We start from the raw sequence: 13,861 nt of genomic DNA on the forward strand, positions 1-13,861 counted from the left end.
CGAGGTCCGAGGTAGGCCGGTCCCACGTCTCGCACCACGGATGCTCGGCCGCAAGGCCGCCGTCCTTCGCGACGGTCGAACGGCCCCCAGCGGTGCTGGGGGCCGTTCGACGCGTTCGAAGACCGGGAGGTCAGACGCCGAACGCCGCCGGGTAGCGGATGACGCCGCTCGGGACCGGCTGTTCAGGGTCGAGAGCGAGCGCCATCATGTACTTGTCCTCGACGTCGAAGGGCGGGCGGATGCCGAATCCGGAGGCCGGGGTGAAGCCGAAGCGCGGGTAGTACTCGGCGTGGCCGAGCACGAGCACCAGGTTCTCGCCCTGCTCGCGGGCGGCTTGCAGAGCGGCGCGGATGGCGGCGGAACCCGCGCCTCGCCGCTGATGGTCGGGCTTGACGGCGCACGGCCCCAAGGTGAGGGCGGGTGAGTCGCCGACGTGGCAGCGGGTGAGCAGCGCGTATCCGGCGAGCTCGCCGCCGGGGGCCTCGGCCAGCCAGGACAGGCCGGCCAGCCACGCCTGCGGATCGGCCCGCAGCGCCTCGACGAGGTCGGCCTCGAGCGGGGTGGGGAAGGCGGCAAGGTTGATGTCGCGGATGATGGCGACATCGCCGGCGCTCTCGGGACGGGTGGTGAGGGAAGAGGTCACGATCGGGTTCGTCTCCTTGTCCTTCTGCGGATGCAGGACATAGCCGGTGTACTGGTAGTCCGCGCCGTGCTCGCGGCGCATGGTGATCTCTTGCAGGGTGGCCGCGACCGCCTCGCGCATCCCGGGTACGGCCAGGTCGGCCGCGTGGGCGCGCTGTGACAGCGGCGTGTAGTACTCCTCGAACCAGTCGCGGTCGGGGAGTGTATGCAGTGCGGCGACGGCGTACCCTGCGGCGTGCGCCGTGGCGATGTTGTGCTCTCGTGTGCGTAACGGATACGCCTGATCCCAGAACGCGCGGGCTTCGGCGGATGGGGAGTCGGTGCTCCATTCGCATTCGGTGACGACCAGCCGGCCGCCTGGGGCGAGCAGCCGCCGCCAGGAGCGCAGCGCGGTGTCGAAGCCGATGAAGTACGCGGATCCTTCGGCCCAGATCAGGTCAAAGCTCTCGTCTGGGAAGGGCAGATCCGCCATCGACACTCGTACGGTGTGGACGGCGAGGCCGCGGTCGGCGGCGGTTCGTGCCAGTTCGTCGAGGTACGGCTGATGCAGGTCGACCGCGGTGACCTCGGCGCCGGCCTGGGCCAGCACCAGCGAGGAGCGGCCCGGCCCGCAGCCGATGTCCAGCACGCGCGGGCGCGGCGCCGGCGGTCCGGCCAGGGACAGCAGGTGGCGGGTGGTCGCGTCGGAGCCGGGGCCTTGACGTGCCAGGTTGTCGTGCAGGGTGAAGAACGCCGCCACTGTGGGGTCGCTGATCAGGTCGTGCGGGCTTTCGGGCATGGTGGTGCGGGCTTCTGGTGGATGATGAGCGGTCGGGGAGGTCGGTGGGATGCGGCCGGTCATGGCTGCTGGTCCCGGAACCTGTAGGTGGCGCGCAGGTGACTGGTGATGGCCTTCTGCTGGTTGACGCGCTCTTCGCGCAGCCGGGCATCGGTACGTGAGGCCGCCCAGGCGTTCTCCCGTTGCAGCTTGTGGTAGCTGCGCAGGCGACGTTCGGGCAGTTCACCCGCCTGGATGGCGGCCTGCACCGCACATCCTGGCTCGGTGTCGTGGGCGCAATCGCCGAAGCGGCAATGCGCGGCGAGTTCTTCGATCTCGGCGAAGACCTGCTCCAGGCCGTCGGCGGCGTCGTGCAGGCTGATCCCGCGCAGGCCGGGCGTGTCGATGAGGACCCCGCCGCCGGGCAGGGGAAGCAGCTCGCGGCGGACGGTGGTGTGGCGGCCCTTGCCGTCCTGCTCTCGTACCGTGCCGGTGGCCAGCAGTTCCTCGCCGAGCAGCGTGTTGCCGAGGGTGGACTTGCCCGCGCCCGAGGGGCCGAGCAGCACGGTGGTGCCGTGTATCAGCGCGGCCAGCACGTCGATGTTGTGACCGGTGGCGACGCTGGTGACCAGGATGTCCACGCCGGGTGCCAGCGCTTCGGCCTCGGCGTGGACGGCCTCGGGATCATCGGCCAGGTCCGCCTTGGTCAAGACGATCACCGGCTGTGCCCCGCTCTCCCAGGCCAGGGCGAGCAGCCGCTCCAGTTTGGCCGCGTCCAGGGGCGTGGCCAGGGACAGGGCGATGACGACCGTGTCGACGTTGGCGGCGAGCACCTGTCCGTGGGAGGACCTGGACGCCGACGAGCGCATGATCGCGCTGTGCCGCGGCAGGAGCGCCACCAGGTGCGGTTCGGCGCCCGGGCGCAGCGCGGCCCAGTCGCCGGTGCAGGGCGTCAGGAGCGGGTCGGGCGGGTGCGGCGCGGCGAACGTGGCCCGCGTCGGGCCCGACGTGGTGATCGCCGTGCACAGGCCGCGATCGACCCGGGAGATCCGGGCCGGTACGAGGCCCGCTTCGTAGTGCTCGGTGAAGGTTTGGTCGAGTGCGCCGGTCCACCCATACCGGGACAGGCCGGATGGATCGGTGTACGTGTATGGCAACGTGAGAGACCCTTGCGGAGAAGGGGCCCCGACGAGACGCGGACATCACCCCGCCTGGCGAGCCCGATGGCTCAAGGCTGGGGGAAGAAGTAGGTCAGACCGGGGCCCGGGACGTGAGGTTGGTCCGGGCGCTGCGCATAGCAGCGGTCTTCACCGCGGTCATCAAACCTCACCTCCCTCCCACGCCGATCCAATACTGAACGAACGGCAGCCTAGCACCCCCGACCAGGGTCAGTTGTACCGCTGCCGTTACCGCTCTTAGTAGCGGGCAGGCCATGAAGAGGGCGCACCCAGAGTCGGCCCCTGCGCGGATGAAGGCGTGGCGGCGCAGAAAGATGAGGTGGTGCCAGAACCGCTGTACCGGCCCGCTGGAGGTCCGCTCACGCCGCAGTGAGGTTGAGCCGGGTGTCCATGTCCAGCCGGAACCGGCCGTAGGGGTTTACATGAGCCCAGAACAGCGGGCTGAGCGCGCGCGATCCCTCTGGCCGGGTCATTCCTGCGATGTAGTCACCGCGACCGACGCCGTGCTTATGGGGCGTAAATGAGAATGCCTGGGTGGTGTCAACGTGGCTGGATCTCCTGTGCCCCGATCAGCGGCGTGCTCGCCCGTCCCGGCGGGCGCTCGTCGCCGACCTGCTGGTCGCCCTCGTCCTGGCCGGCCTCGCGGTGGCGGCTGCCGCCTCCATCGCGGACGATCCGTATCGGATCTCCCTGGCCGGGTCCTTGCGGCTGCCGCCCGTGGTCGAGCCGTCGGCCGAGGGGGCGTACCCGGTCGTGGCCACCTGGGAAACGCCGCAGGGCCCGTCCGCGCTACTGGTGATCGCGACCGCCCTGCCGCTGGCGGTGCGGCGGCTGAGCCCGCTCGGCGCCTTCTGGGTGGTGCTGCTCGCCGCGCTGGCCACGCACGACGACGCGACCTGGATCACCGTGGCGACCTGCGCCCTCGCCGCCTACAGCGCGATGGCCTACAGCCGGTACCGGGTCCTGGCGACGGGCGGGCTCGCGGTGGCGGCCGTGCTGGCGGGCGTGGCCTTCCAGAACTCCGTCGGCAGCCTGCCCGGCTGGCTGGGGCCGTTCACCGTCCTGCTGACCGCCGGGGTCGTGGCCGGCTCGGTCCGCCTGTGGCGCCGGCGGTCGGACGAGGCGAGCCGCGCGCAGGAGGAGGCCACGCGCCGGGCTGTGGAACTGGAGCGGTCGCGGATCGCGCGTGAGTTGCACGACGTCGTCACGCACAACGTGAACGTGATGCTGATCCAGGCGGGAGCGGCGCGCAAGGTGATGGACGCGGCACCGGAACGGTCGAAGCAGGCCATGCTCGCGGTCGAGGCCAGCGGCCGCGCGGCCATGGCCGAACTGCGCCACGTCATGGGCCTGCTCGCCGGCCCGGGCGACGAGGAGGCCGGCCTCCCGGCCGACGGCCTGGAGCCGCAACCCGGGCTCGACCAGCTGGAAGCGCTCATCGCGCGGATACGGGCGGCCGGCGTGACGGTCAGCGCCGACGTGGCGCGACCGCCCGGCCCGCTGCCGCCAGGGGTGGAGCTGGCCGCCTACCGGGTGGTGCAGGAGGCGCTGACCAACACCATGAAGCACGCCGACGGCGCGGCGGCGTCGGTCGCGATCCGGTACCACGGGGAGTGGATGGAGATCGAGGTCGCCGACACCGGCGGATCACACGTGGCACGGGCGGGGGACGGGCAGGGCCGGGGGCTGGCCGGACTGCGGGAACGGCTGGCGATCTACGGCGGTAGCCTGCGCGCGGGGCCTGCCGGCGCCGGTTACCGGGTCGAGGCGCGTCTGCCGTGGAGCACGGCGTGAGCGGGCCCCTGCGGGTGGTGGTCGCCGACGACCAGGCGCTGGTGCGCAGCGGATTCGGGATGATTCTCACCGCCGACGGCATCGAGGTCGTGGCCGAGGCGGCCAACGGCATGGAGGCCGTCGCCGCCGTCCGGCGGACCGCCCCCGACGTGGTCTTGATGGACATCCGCATGCCGGAAATGGGCGGGATCGAGGCCACCCGACGGATCGTCGCGGGCTCCGTCGGCGGCACCCGCGTCCTCATCCTGACCACCTACGATCTCGACCAGTACGTCTACGCCGCGCTGACCGCGGGAGCCAGCGGCTTCCTGCTCAAGGACGTCACCCCCGAGCACCTGGTGGCCGCGGTGCGGCTGGTGCGTTCCGGTGACGCCCTGCTCGCCCCGTCCATCACCCGCCGCCTGGTCGAGCGCTTCACCCGCCGCGACCAAGCGATCCACCGCGACCTTTCGGCCCTGACGCCCCGCGAACTGGAGGTGCTACGCCTGATGGCCACCGGATTGAGCAACGCCGAACTGGCCGACCGACTGATCCTCAGCCCCGCCACGGTGAAGACCCACGTAGCCCACATCCTGGCGAAACTTGCCCTCCGCGACCGCGTACAGGCGGTGGTACTCGCCTACGAAATCGGACTGGTCACTCCCGGCTCCTCCGCACACCCGACGACCGACCACACACTCGACCAGAACTGAGCCCGAGCGCCGACCGCCCGATCCGATTTCCTGCTACTAAGAGGCGCCGTATTGCTGACAGGAGCCCTCATATGGATCCACTTGGGAGATGCGCGCCACGGTAGACGGAATTACCGGACTTGGAAAACGTCTCTCCGGCGGGTCTCATCGGTGACCGAGCGCTGCTCCGTTATCTCACGGGAGACCCGTGGACGCCTTATGACGAGAATACGGTCGTAGTCGTTACAGCTCAGGACGTGGACATCGACACTGTGACGGTCATCTACGACTCCGGATCGCCCCCCAAGGAGGGGCCGCTCTCGCGGACGAGCATTCCCGCGACCGTCGCCAAGCCCGCCGGTCCCGACGTGGAAAGGGTGTTCATCCCGGCGAAGGTGGCGCGAGACCTGGGCCTTGACCTGGAGCCTGAGCAACTGATCATCGACCCTTCCCTCCATCGGACATCGGCGATCGAGCGGGCCCGGCTCGACCACCGGTTGGGTGACACCGCGACCACCTACGTCGAACGGGGATTCCAGGAACCGACCGGCTGGCGGCGGTTCGTCCTGGCGGCGGTTCGTCCTGGCGGCGCTCGTCGTCGCCCTCGGCTGCGCGCTCGCCGGGGCCGGGCGGTCCGGCGGCTCCCGATCGCGGCGTGTCCTGCTACGGGTCGCAGGCTCGACCACGATCCTGCGGTTGTTCGCCGCGTGCCGTATGGGGCTCGGCACGGCCTGCGGCACCGTTATCGGTGCGGCCGCCGGGTCTACCATCGGCCTTCTTCTGGCGTGGCCGATGACGACCTCGGTCGAATGGGAACCGGTGCCCTCCCGAGTCGGCTTCGATACCCCGTGGCCGTCGATCGCCGCCCTGGCCATCGGCTTGCCCGTTCTCACCGCCGCCCTCGCCGGTCTGTTCCCCGTGAGAACCACAGGGGTGCCGCCGAGCGGGTCCGTGGGAAAGGGGTAGAACGGTGGCCGCGTGGTACGAAGGCCGGCGGAGTCGGTGTGGGCGATGGGAGAACGTCGTGCCGCTGCCCCAGGTCCCGAGCGGCGGCCCGCGTGCGGTGGCGGTGTCGCACGCCGATCGCTAGCGGGGCGTTTCGTCGCGGTCGTTTCTTTGGGTGAGGCGTTGGAGTTGTCCTTCGTGTACGTCGCTCACCCATTCCCAGCCGGGCTTGGCCGATGGGCCGAGTCGTGGGTCGGCGGGGGCTTGGCCGTTCCGCAACGCGAGTACGTACGCCCGGTCCTGTTCGATCCGTGCCTGTACCTGGTCGGATGCGCCGACGGAACCGTGGCCCGGGACGACGACGTCAACGCCGCCCGCTACGCCCTCCAGCAGTCGCAGCGCGGTGAGGTAGTCCTCGATCGGGTTCGCGGTGCCGTCCAGGTCGAGCATCGGGATCAGGACGTCAGAAAGCATGTCGCCGGCGACGAGAACCCCGCGTTCCTCGATCAACAGTGCCGCGTGGCCCGGGGCATGCGCTTGGTGCTCGATGATCCGGACCCCGGGGCCGTCCCAGGGAATCTGCGCGGTTTCGGCGGGCAGGCCGGTAATGAGGCCGAGGAGGTCCAGCGGTACCTGCCCGGCGATCTCCGTCTCGAGCAGGTGGGCGGCGATGCGATCCTTCGTACCGGCGTCCGACAGTAGATCTCGGATAGTGGCCGCGCAGCGCGCCGTGCCGTAACGGGGCGCCTCGCCGAGCCGGGCGTGCCAGAGCAGGTGATCCCAGTCCGGATGCGTAGAAAACCCTGCCACGACGGGCTGACCCAACTCGCGGAGGTCGTTCGCGAGGCAGTCGATCTCGGAGCCGGTCACCCCGGGGTCGATGAGCAACACACCGGCCCGGCCCTGCACCGCAATGGCGTTGCTCTGCACGAACTCGCTTGCGTGGACCCACACACCCTCCGCGACCTGCCTCAGCACGAGGTCGCCTCCTTCGCGTCCCGGATGGCGTAGCGATGCATGGTGACGCCCTGCTCGAACGATCGCTGCTCCAGCAGGTCGAGATCGATCGGCAGGTCGTAGTCGTCGAACACGGGCCTGCCGAAGCCGAGGATCGCGGGATGGGTGAAGAGCAGCAACTCGTCAAGAAGCCCGGCCCGGAGCAGCTGCGTGGCGAGCGCCGCGCCGCCCACGCTGATGCTGCCGTCGGTCGCGGCCCGCAGGGCGGCGAGCTGCTCGATCGCGTCGTCTCCGCCGATGATCCGGGTGTTGTGATCGGCGCTGCGGCGCGTACGGGAGACGAGCACCTTGGGCTTGGCGGTCCAGATGTCGCCGTACTCGCGCATGACATCCGGCAGCGACGCGTCCTCGCGCGCCCGTGGCCAGTGCTCCTCCATGACCTCGTAGTAGACCCGGCCGTGGACCATGAGCGCGAGCGCCCGCGCCCACGCGTTGGCCTCGCGGTGCAGTTCCTCGCCGATGCGCAGCCACTCGCCGGCGCCGTTGTCCCCTGGAACTTGCTCGATGCGCAGGTCGAGGGATACCTGCATCGAGTAGACGAAGCGGCCCATCGGCTCCTCTTCCCCAAGTGCTTGCAATGTGCAACTACTATATTGAGGGCGAAATACCTGTCAAGGAGGCATCGTGGAACCACGGTCCGGGTGTCCGATCAACGCCGCCGTCGAGGTGCTCGGAGATCGCTGGTCGTTGCTCGTGCTGCGCGACGTCATCTTCGGCGACCGCCGCTACTTTCGGGCGCTGCTCACCGGGTCGATCGAGGGCATCGCCTCGAACATCCTCGCCGACCGCCTCGTGCGGCTCGTCGAGGCGGGGATCCTCACCCGCGGCACCGCCGCGCGGGGGCAGCGCGCTCGCTACAGCCTCACCGAAGCCGGCATCCAGACTCTTCCGATCATCTACGCTCTCGGAAACTGGGGCCTCGACTGGCGCACGGGCAGCGATGAGCTCCGCAGCCGGCAGCAGCTCATGCGCGATGAGGGTCCGGCGTTCGTCGAGGAGCTCATGGACGAGCTCCGCGTCCGCCACCTCGGCGCCCCGCCGAAGCCGCACGACGGTCCAGGCCCGCTCGAGCGCCTCGACGCCGCCTACGCCGCGGCCGCCGAGCGAGAACACGCCGATCAACGGTGACGGAACGTCCCCCGCCCTGACCTTCTCCCGCAGGGGCGCTCAGGGCCTGCGGCCGTGGAAGGTGCGGCGCAGGTCGTTCACCCAGGCGTCGGGGTTCTCCCAGGGGATGAAGTGGCCGCCGTGGTCGTGGGCGTTGACGTTGACGTGGTTGAACCAGTCGCCCTGCGGGCCGTTCTTGAACGCCTGGACGCGCTCGGTGGCGGTGTGGATGCCGGGCGGGTTCTCGTAGGTGACAAAGGTGAGGCCGACCGGGGCCTGCACGACCGGGGTGCGGTCGTGGGCGGGGGACCAGGGGTAGCGGTTGGCGTTGGCGTAGTAGCGCATCGACGTGGCGATGGAGTTGTTCACCCAGTAGATCGTGGCGTGGGTGAGCAGTTCGTCCCTGGTGAAGACGGACTCGACGTCACCGCCGTTGTCACTCCAGGCGTTCCAGCGCTCCAGCAGCCAGGCGAGCAGTCCGGCGGGCGAGTCGCTCAGCCCGTGGGCCAGGGTGGCGCCGTCGAGCATGTGCACGGCGAGGTGGCACGCCGAGCGGTGGTCCATCTCGATGATGCGGGCGCGGACGTCGGCGGGCTGGTCGTCGGTGAGGGGCCGATTCCGGGCGAAGTCCCAGGCGCGGGGGCCGGTGAAGAAGTCGAGCGGCAGCCCGGAGCCGATGTGGATGCCGTACAGCTCGTCGGCGTACTTGTGGCCGAGCTGGCTGGAGACGATCCCGCCGATGTCACAGCCCCCGGCGGCGTACTTCTCATACCCCAGGGTCTCGGTCATCAGGATGTGCCAGAGGTCGGAGACCTTCCAGAAGTTGACGTCAGGAAAGCCCCTGAGCGGGCCGGGGAAACCGAAGCCGGGCAGGGACGGCACGATGACGTCGAACGCGTCGGCGGGGTCACCGCCGGACGCGGCCGGGTCGGCGAGCGGGTCGATCACCTTCGACCAGTGCCAGAACGTCCACGGCCAGCCGTGGGTGAGGATCAACGGGATCGGACAGGGGCCACGGCCGGGCTTGCGCATGAAGTGCACCGGGACACCGGCGACGCTCACCTGGTAGTGCTCGTAGACGTTGATGGCGGCCTCGGCCTTGCGCCAGTCGTAGCCGTCCCGCCAGTAGGCGGCCAGCTCACGGAGATAGCCGTCCGGGACGCCGTAGGACCAGTCCCCATTCCCCTCGTCCAGCGGCGGACGGGTCAATGCGAGACGGGCGCGCAGGTCATCGAGGACCTCGTCGGACACGCGGATCGGGGTGGGCTCCAGGGGGAAGGCGTGCGGGGTGCTCATCGCATGGTTCCTTACTGGGGTGTGCCGTCGGCCTGTCGGGCGGCGAGCCGTGATGGCCTTCCGTCAGGAGTTCTCCGGCCGCCCGGCCCGTCGGCGAACGATCGAATGACGACAAGCACCGGAAGCGCCCAACGAGCCAGCCATTCCAGCGCGAAGGTGCGTCGCCAATCCAATCACGGCCGAGGGGATCACCGGTACAGCGATCAACGCCAAGCCTGCGTGCTGGAGCAGCCGGACCGCGCACTTCAGCGGCGGGACATCCGTGCGGGAGGTGCTTCAGTTAGCCGCCGGGGCTGTGCTGCGGCGAGTCATGGCGAGGGCGTTGCTCCAGGGGGCGCCCAGGACCGAATGATCGCGAGCTTCTTTCCACCTGGATGTGGCTGAGGGAGGGGTGGCGTCAGGGCGGCCGTCACTGGGCTGCCGGGCCGGAGGTGAAGAACGCGGTCATCTGCTCCAGGCCCCGCTCGCCGAACATCGTGTCCAGGGTGGCGGCGGACTTGGCGGCGGACGCCTCGCCGCGCGAGAAGAGGGCCTCCTCGTACGCGGCCAGGGCGGCCTCGGTGTCGCCGGGGTGGGCGGCGATGGCCAGGGCGAGTTCGGCGCCGTCGAACATGGCGAGGTTGGCGCCCTCCCCGGCGAAGGGGGACATCACGTGGGCGGCGTCACCGAGCAGCGTCATGCCCGGCACGCGGTCCCAGCGGTGCCCGACGGGCAGGGCGTGGATACGGCGCGGGATGATCGTCTCCGCGTCGGCGACCAGGCCGCGCAGGTCCTCGTCCCAGCCCTCGAAGTGGGCGAGGACCGCGGCCTTGGCGGCGGCTTGGTCGGTGAAGTCGATCGTGTCCAGCCAGCCTTCGTCGATCTTGAGTGCCGTGTAGACGTGGAGGCTACCGTCGGCCTCCCGGTGCGCGAGAACACCGCGTTCGTGCCCCAAGGCGATGAAGAACCCGCCGCCGATGACCGCGGCGCTGCGTGGGTGGCGGGTGTCGGCGTCGAACAGGTCGGTCTCGACGAAGGAGATGCCGGTGTAGGTGGGCTCGGCGTCCGAGGCCAGCGGCCTGATCCGGGACCAGGCGCCGTCCGCGCCGATCAGGAGATCGGTGGTGATGGTGGAGCCGTCGGCGAACGTCACCTCGTGGCGCCCGTCGCCCAGCGCCCGGGCACCGGTGGCCTTTCGGCCCCAGTGGATCGTGCCGTTGGGCAGAGAGTCGAGCAGCAGATCGCGCAGGTGGCCGCGGTCCACCTCCGGCCGGCCGCCGGTGCCGTCGTCCTCCTCGGCCACGTGCACCGTGCCGTCGGAGCCGAGCAGGCGCATGGCCTGCCCGCCCTCGTGGACGATCTTGAGGAAGTCGTCGTGGAGGCCGGCGGCGTGCAGCGCCTTCTGCCCGTTGTCCTCGTGGATGTCGAGCATCCCGCCCTGGGTACGGGCCGCCGCCGACGCATCCCGCTCGAAGATCGCCGACTCGATGCCCTTGACGTGCAGGACACGGGCGGCGGTCAGGCCGCCGAGGCCTCCGCCGATGATCGCGACAGGAAGATGACTGGTGCTCATGAGGCCTCCGGAAGAAGTAGGGACCACCTCTGTCCGCCGAGTGATCGCCGCCGGCGCCGCACGGCCCCTTCGGAGGGCGGTGTCCGCGACGGGGCGGCAAGCGATGCCTCGGCCACTCCCGTCATCGTAACGAACATGTTCGTGGCGAACAAGTTCGTCCAACGGAGCGCCAGTAGCGAGCGGCGAGAGATCTCCGCTCCCTACGCCCCTCCCGTCGGCAGGGCGGCCCGCCCCGCCCGAAGATCAGTCGACGGTGCCCGGGACCGGTGTGTGCGTGATGCCGTTGACGAGGACGTCGAAGCTCCAGCGGATCCTGTCCCGCGCCGAGCCACCGATCAGGGCGGGCATATGCGCGGTGATCGCCGGATGCGTGGTGGCGTCCAGGGCGTGCAGCGCACGCACGGTGGCGTTCCACTCGTCCTCGGAGGCGGGCTCGTGCTCGCGCGTCGAGTGCTCGGCGGCGGTGGCCGTCGCATCCTGGAGCAGTTTGTCCACCCCCCAGGCGACCTGCTCGCGGCCGGCGCCACTGCACGAAAGGAGAGCGAGGATGCGCTCCAGCAGGCGCAGGTAGTTCTCGCCGCTCGGGCGGGTGACGAGCGCGGCCCGCGCGAGCTGCGGGTGCTCGAACAGCACCAGGGTGTACGACGTCATGACGGCACGGAGCTGCTCGCGCCAGTCATCACCGCCGTCCCGTCCGGTCAGGTCGACCTCGCCGAGCAGAGAATCCAAAACGGCCGCGTGCAGCTCGGCGGTGTTGGCGACGTAGACGTACAGTGACGCCGGGCCGGTGTCCAACTCCTGCGCCAGGCGGCGCATCGTGACCTTCCCCAGCCCCTCCGCACGCATGATCCGCACGGCGGTGTCCACGATCCCGCGCCGGGACAGGGCAGGCTTCGCCGGACGCTCCCGGCGGCTGATCGGCTCTTTTCTCGCAGTCACAAGCCGATCGTAACGAACATGTTCGTAATACAGGATCCCTCGATTGGGGCGCCCCGAGTACGGGAGCCGCTCACCTGTGCGCGGCACTTCCGGCCACGACCGGACCATGATCAATCTCAGCGTTGACCGCTGTACCGCTGCTGCTCAAGCCCGGTGGACGCGGCGGCTGGATGCCCAGACCACGAAGGCGCAGGTTGCGAAGGCCGCGCCGAGGATGGCGGAGCCTGTCCATCCGGCGCCGGTGAACACCGTGGTCGTGGTGGTGGCGCCGAGGGCGGAGCCGAGGGAGTAGAAGATCATGTAGGTTCCGATGACGCTGCTGGTGCGGTGCGGGTGGGCCGTGGTGAGCAGGTGCTGGTTGCTCACATGCACGGCTTGGACGGCGAAATCGAGCACGACCACGCCGATGACGACGAGCCACAGCGACCACGACGCCTGCCCGATGGCCGGCCATGAGGCGGTGAGGAGGACGAGCGCTCCGCCGGTGACGGGGCTCGTGAACCCGGCGTCGGCCCAGCGTCCCGCCCGGGCTGCGCCGAGAGCGCCGGCCAGGCCGGCGATGCCGAACAGCCCGATCTGCGCCGTGCTCAGATGCCACGGGGCGGCCGCGAGGGGGAGTGCCAGGCCGCTCCACAGCGTGCCGAAGGAGGCGAACAGGAAGAACGCGATCAGCCCGCGCGAGATGAACAGGCGCTCGCTGAACAGGTCGCCGAGCGACGTCAGCACCTGTCGATACGTGGTGTGGCCGGCGCGCGTGTCCGGCGGCAGTGTTCTCAGGACGAGGCACGCCAGCGTCGCCAGCAGCATGGCGAGCGCGACGTACACACCGCGCCAGCCCCACACCGCGGCCAGCACGCCGGCCGCGACGCGTGCGCCGAGGATGCCGATGACGACACCGGAGGTCACCACGCCGAGGTCGCGGCCGCGTTCCTCGGGGGAGGACAGGGCGGCGGCGTAGGCGACCGTCGTCTGCACGACGACCGCGAACAGTCCCGCGACCACCAGTCCGACGAGCAGCACCCAGGTCCGGGTGGCCGTCGCGGCAAGGGCCGTGCCCGCCGCGGTCAGCAGAAGGTGCCCCGCCATGAGCTTGCGCCGGTCCATCATGTCGCCCAGCGGGACGAGAACGGCAAGTCCTGCCAGGTAGCCGAGCTGCCCGGCAGCGACGATCCATCCCAGGCGAGCCTGCGGGACGCCGAGATCGCTGCCGATCTGGGCGAGTACCGGTTGCGCGGCGTAGATGCTCGCGACGGCGACCGCGCAGACCGCGGCGAACAGCGTCCTTCGGCCAACGGTCAGGCCCATCCATGCCCCCGCATTTAGTAGCAGATTGCAACTGTTTCAAGGTAGGGCAGAATGGTTTCAATCAGCAACTCTTCGGGAGGCGCGATGGCTCAGGACGCGGTCAACGCCGAAAATGTGACCTGGACCGACCCGGCCTGCCCGGTGGCGCGGACCCTCGACCTGATCGGTGACCGCTGGAGCCTGGTCATCGTCCGCGACGCCATGGACGGCGCGCGCGCGTTCACCGACTTCCAGCAGCGCACCGGCATCGCCCGCAACATCCTCACCGACCGGCTCCGCCGGCTGGTCGAGCGCGGCGTCCTCGACCGGCAGACCGCGCCCTCGGGCAAACGGCGTCTCTACACGCTGACCTCCGCCGGGCGCGACCTGTTCACCGTCATCGTGGCCCTGCGCCAGTGGGGCGAACGCCACGCCTTCGCCCCCAGCGAGCCCCACTCCGTCCTCGTCGACGAACACGGCCTCCCACTTCCGGAGCTCCGCCCGGTCGGCTCAAACGGTGAACCCGCCGACGTCGACACGACCTCCGTGCGAAAGCACCGCTGACGGCAGTGTCGCGACGGCCGGACGGCCCGCGTCACGTCGGTGCGTGTGGTCGTCGTCGCTGTGGATTACTTGCGGGAACTCACGTTCCCGTTGGTTATCGTCTGCGAAGCGACAC

12 protein-coding genes and 1 pseudogene are annotated in these 13,861 nt (G+C 70.2%); 4 read left to right on the plus strand and 9 right to left on the minus strand.

Going from position 1 to position 13,861, the window contains the following annotated elements; translation table 11 throughout:
- Positions 1-130: 130 nt before the first annotated feature.
- From BJ982_RS39700 to rsgA, 3 genes and pseudogenes are all read right to left on the minus strand, one after another.
- Entirely contained in the window at positions 131-724 is a 594-nt protein-coding gene (locus tag BJ982_RS39700; RefSeq protein WP_239122653.1) for a GNAT family N-acetyltransferase, read from the minus strand.
- 216 nt (positions 725-940) lie between these two features.
- Positions 941-1,483, minus strand: a pseudogene (locus BJ982_RS39705) (class I SAM-dependent methyltransferase); the annotation flags it as partial.
- Complete coding sequence (gene rsgA, locus BJ982_RS26745; RefSeq protein WP_184884495.1) at positions 1,480-2,556, minus strand: ribosome small subunit-dependent GTPase A; 1,077 nt, start codon at positions 2,554-2,556, stop codon at positions 1,480-1,482. The gene rsgA and the pseudogene BJ982_RS39705, both read right to left, overlap by 4 nt.
- A gap of 555 nt (positions 2,557-3,111) precedes the next feature.
- Between rsgA and BJ982_RS26750 the strand changes: the two genes are divergently transcribed.
- Together BJ982_RS26750 and BJ982_RS26755 are read left to right on the plus strand one after the other, a co-directional pair.
- Positions 3,112-4,371: a sensor histidine kinase gene (locus BJ982_RS26750; protein ID WP_184884498.1), complete on the plus strand. Its 1,260-nt coding sequence runs from the start codon at positions 3,112-3,114 to the stop codon at positions 4,369-4,371.
- Positions 4,368-5,063, plus strand: coding sequence for a response regulator (locus tag BJ982_RS26755; RefSeq protein ID WP_184884500.1), 696 nt, complete (start codon positions 4,368-4,370; stop codon positions 5,061-5,063). Before BJ982_RS26750 ends, BJ982_RS26755 begins: the two co-directional genes overlap by 4 nt.
- 1,065 nt (positions 5,064-6,128) lie before the next feature.
- On the opposite strand, the gene BJ982_RS26760 is transcribed toward BJ982_RS26755, so the two are convergent.
- Both BJ982_RS26760 and BJ982_RS26765 read right to left on the minus strand, forming a co-directional pair.
- The gene (locus BJ982_RS26760; RefSeq protein WP_184884502.1) at positions 6,129-6,965 is read right to left on the minus strand and encodes an MBL fold metallo-hydrolase; all 837 of its coding nucleotides are present in this window, start codon (positions 6,963-6,965) and stop codon (positions 6,129-6,131) included.
- Positions 6,959-7,555: a dihydrofolate reductase family protein gene (locus BJ982_RS26765; RefSeq protein ID WP_184884504.1), complete on the minus strand. Its 597-nt coding sequence runs from the start codon at positions 7,553-7,555 to the stop codon at positions 6,959-6,961. Before BJ982_RS26765 ends, BJ982_RS26760 begins: the two co-directional genes overlap by 7 nt.
- Before the next feature lie 73 nt (positions 7,556-7,628).
- Between BJ982_RS26765 and BJ982_RS26770 the strand changes: the two genes are divergently transcribed.
- On the plus strand, positions 7,629-8,132 hold the full coding sequence (locus tag BJ982_RS26770; RefSeq protein ID WP_184884505.1) for a winged helix-turn-helix transcriptional regulator: 504 nt from the start codon (positions 7,629-7,631) through the stop codon (positions 8,130-8,132).
- A 39-nt stretch (positions 8,133-8,171) separates the two neighbouring features.
- On the opposite strand, the gene BJ982_RS26775 is transcribed toward BJ982_RS26770, so the two are convergent.
- From BJ982_RS26775 to BJ982_RS26790, 4 genes are all read right to left on the minus strand, one after another.
- A complete protein-coding gene (locus tag BJ982_RS26775; protein ID WP_184884507.1) occupies positions 8,172-9,407 on the minus strand; it encodes an epoxide hydrolase family protein in 1,236 nt (411 codons plus the stop codon).
- A 409-nt stretch (positions 9,408-9,816) separates the two neighbouring features.
- A complete protein-coding gene (locus BJ982_RS26780) occupies positions 9,817-10,959 on the minus strand; it encodes an FAD-dependent oxidoreductase (RefSeq protein WP_184884509.1) in 1,143 nt (380 codons plus the stop codon).
- Positions 10,960-11,202: 243 nt separating this feature from the next.
- Complete coding sequence (locus BJ982_RS26785; RefSeq protein WP_203958800.1) at positions 11,203-11,898, minus strand: TetR/AcrR family transcriptional regulator; 696 nt, start codon at positions 11,896-11,898, stop codon at positions 11,203-11,205.
- Between the two features lie 144 nt (positions 11,899-12,042).
- The gene (locus tag BJ982_RS26790) at positions 12,043-13,203 is read right to left on the minus strand and encodes an MFS transporter (protein ID WP_184884513.1); all 1,161 of its coding nucleotides are present in this window, start codon (positions 13,201-13,203) and stop codon (positions 12,043-12,045) included.
- Positions 13,204-13,287: 84 nt separating this feature from the next.
- On the opposite strand from BJ982_RS26790, the gene BJ982_RS26795 reads away from it, so the two are divergent.
- Positions 13,288-13,746, plus strand: coding sequence for a winged helix-turn-helix transcriptional regulator (locus tag BJ982_RS26795; protein WP_184884515.1), 459 nt, complete (start codon positions 13,288-13,290; stop codon positions 13,744-13,746).
- Positions 13,747-13,861 lie beyond the last annotated feature (115 nt).

The organism is Sphaerisporangium siamense (assembly GCF_014205275.1).
Taxonomy (GTDB): Bacteria; Actinomycetota; Actinomycetes; order Streptosporangiales; family Streptosporangiaceae; genus Sphaerisporangium; species Sphaerisporangium siamense.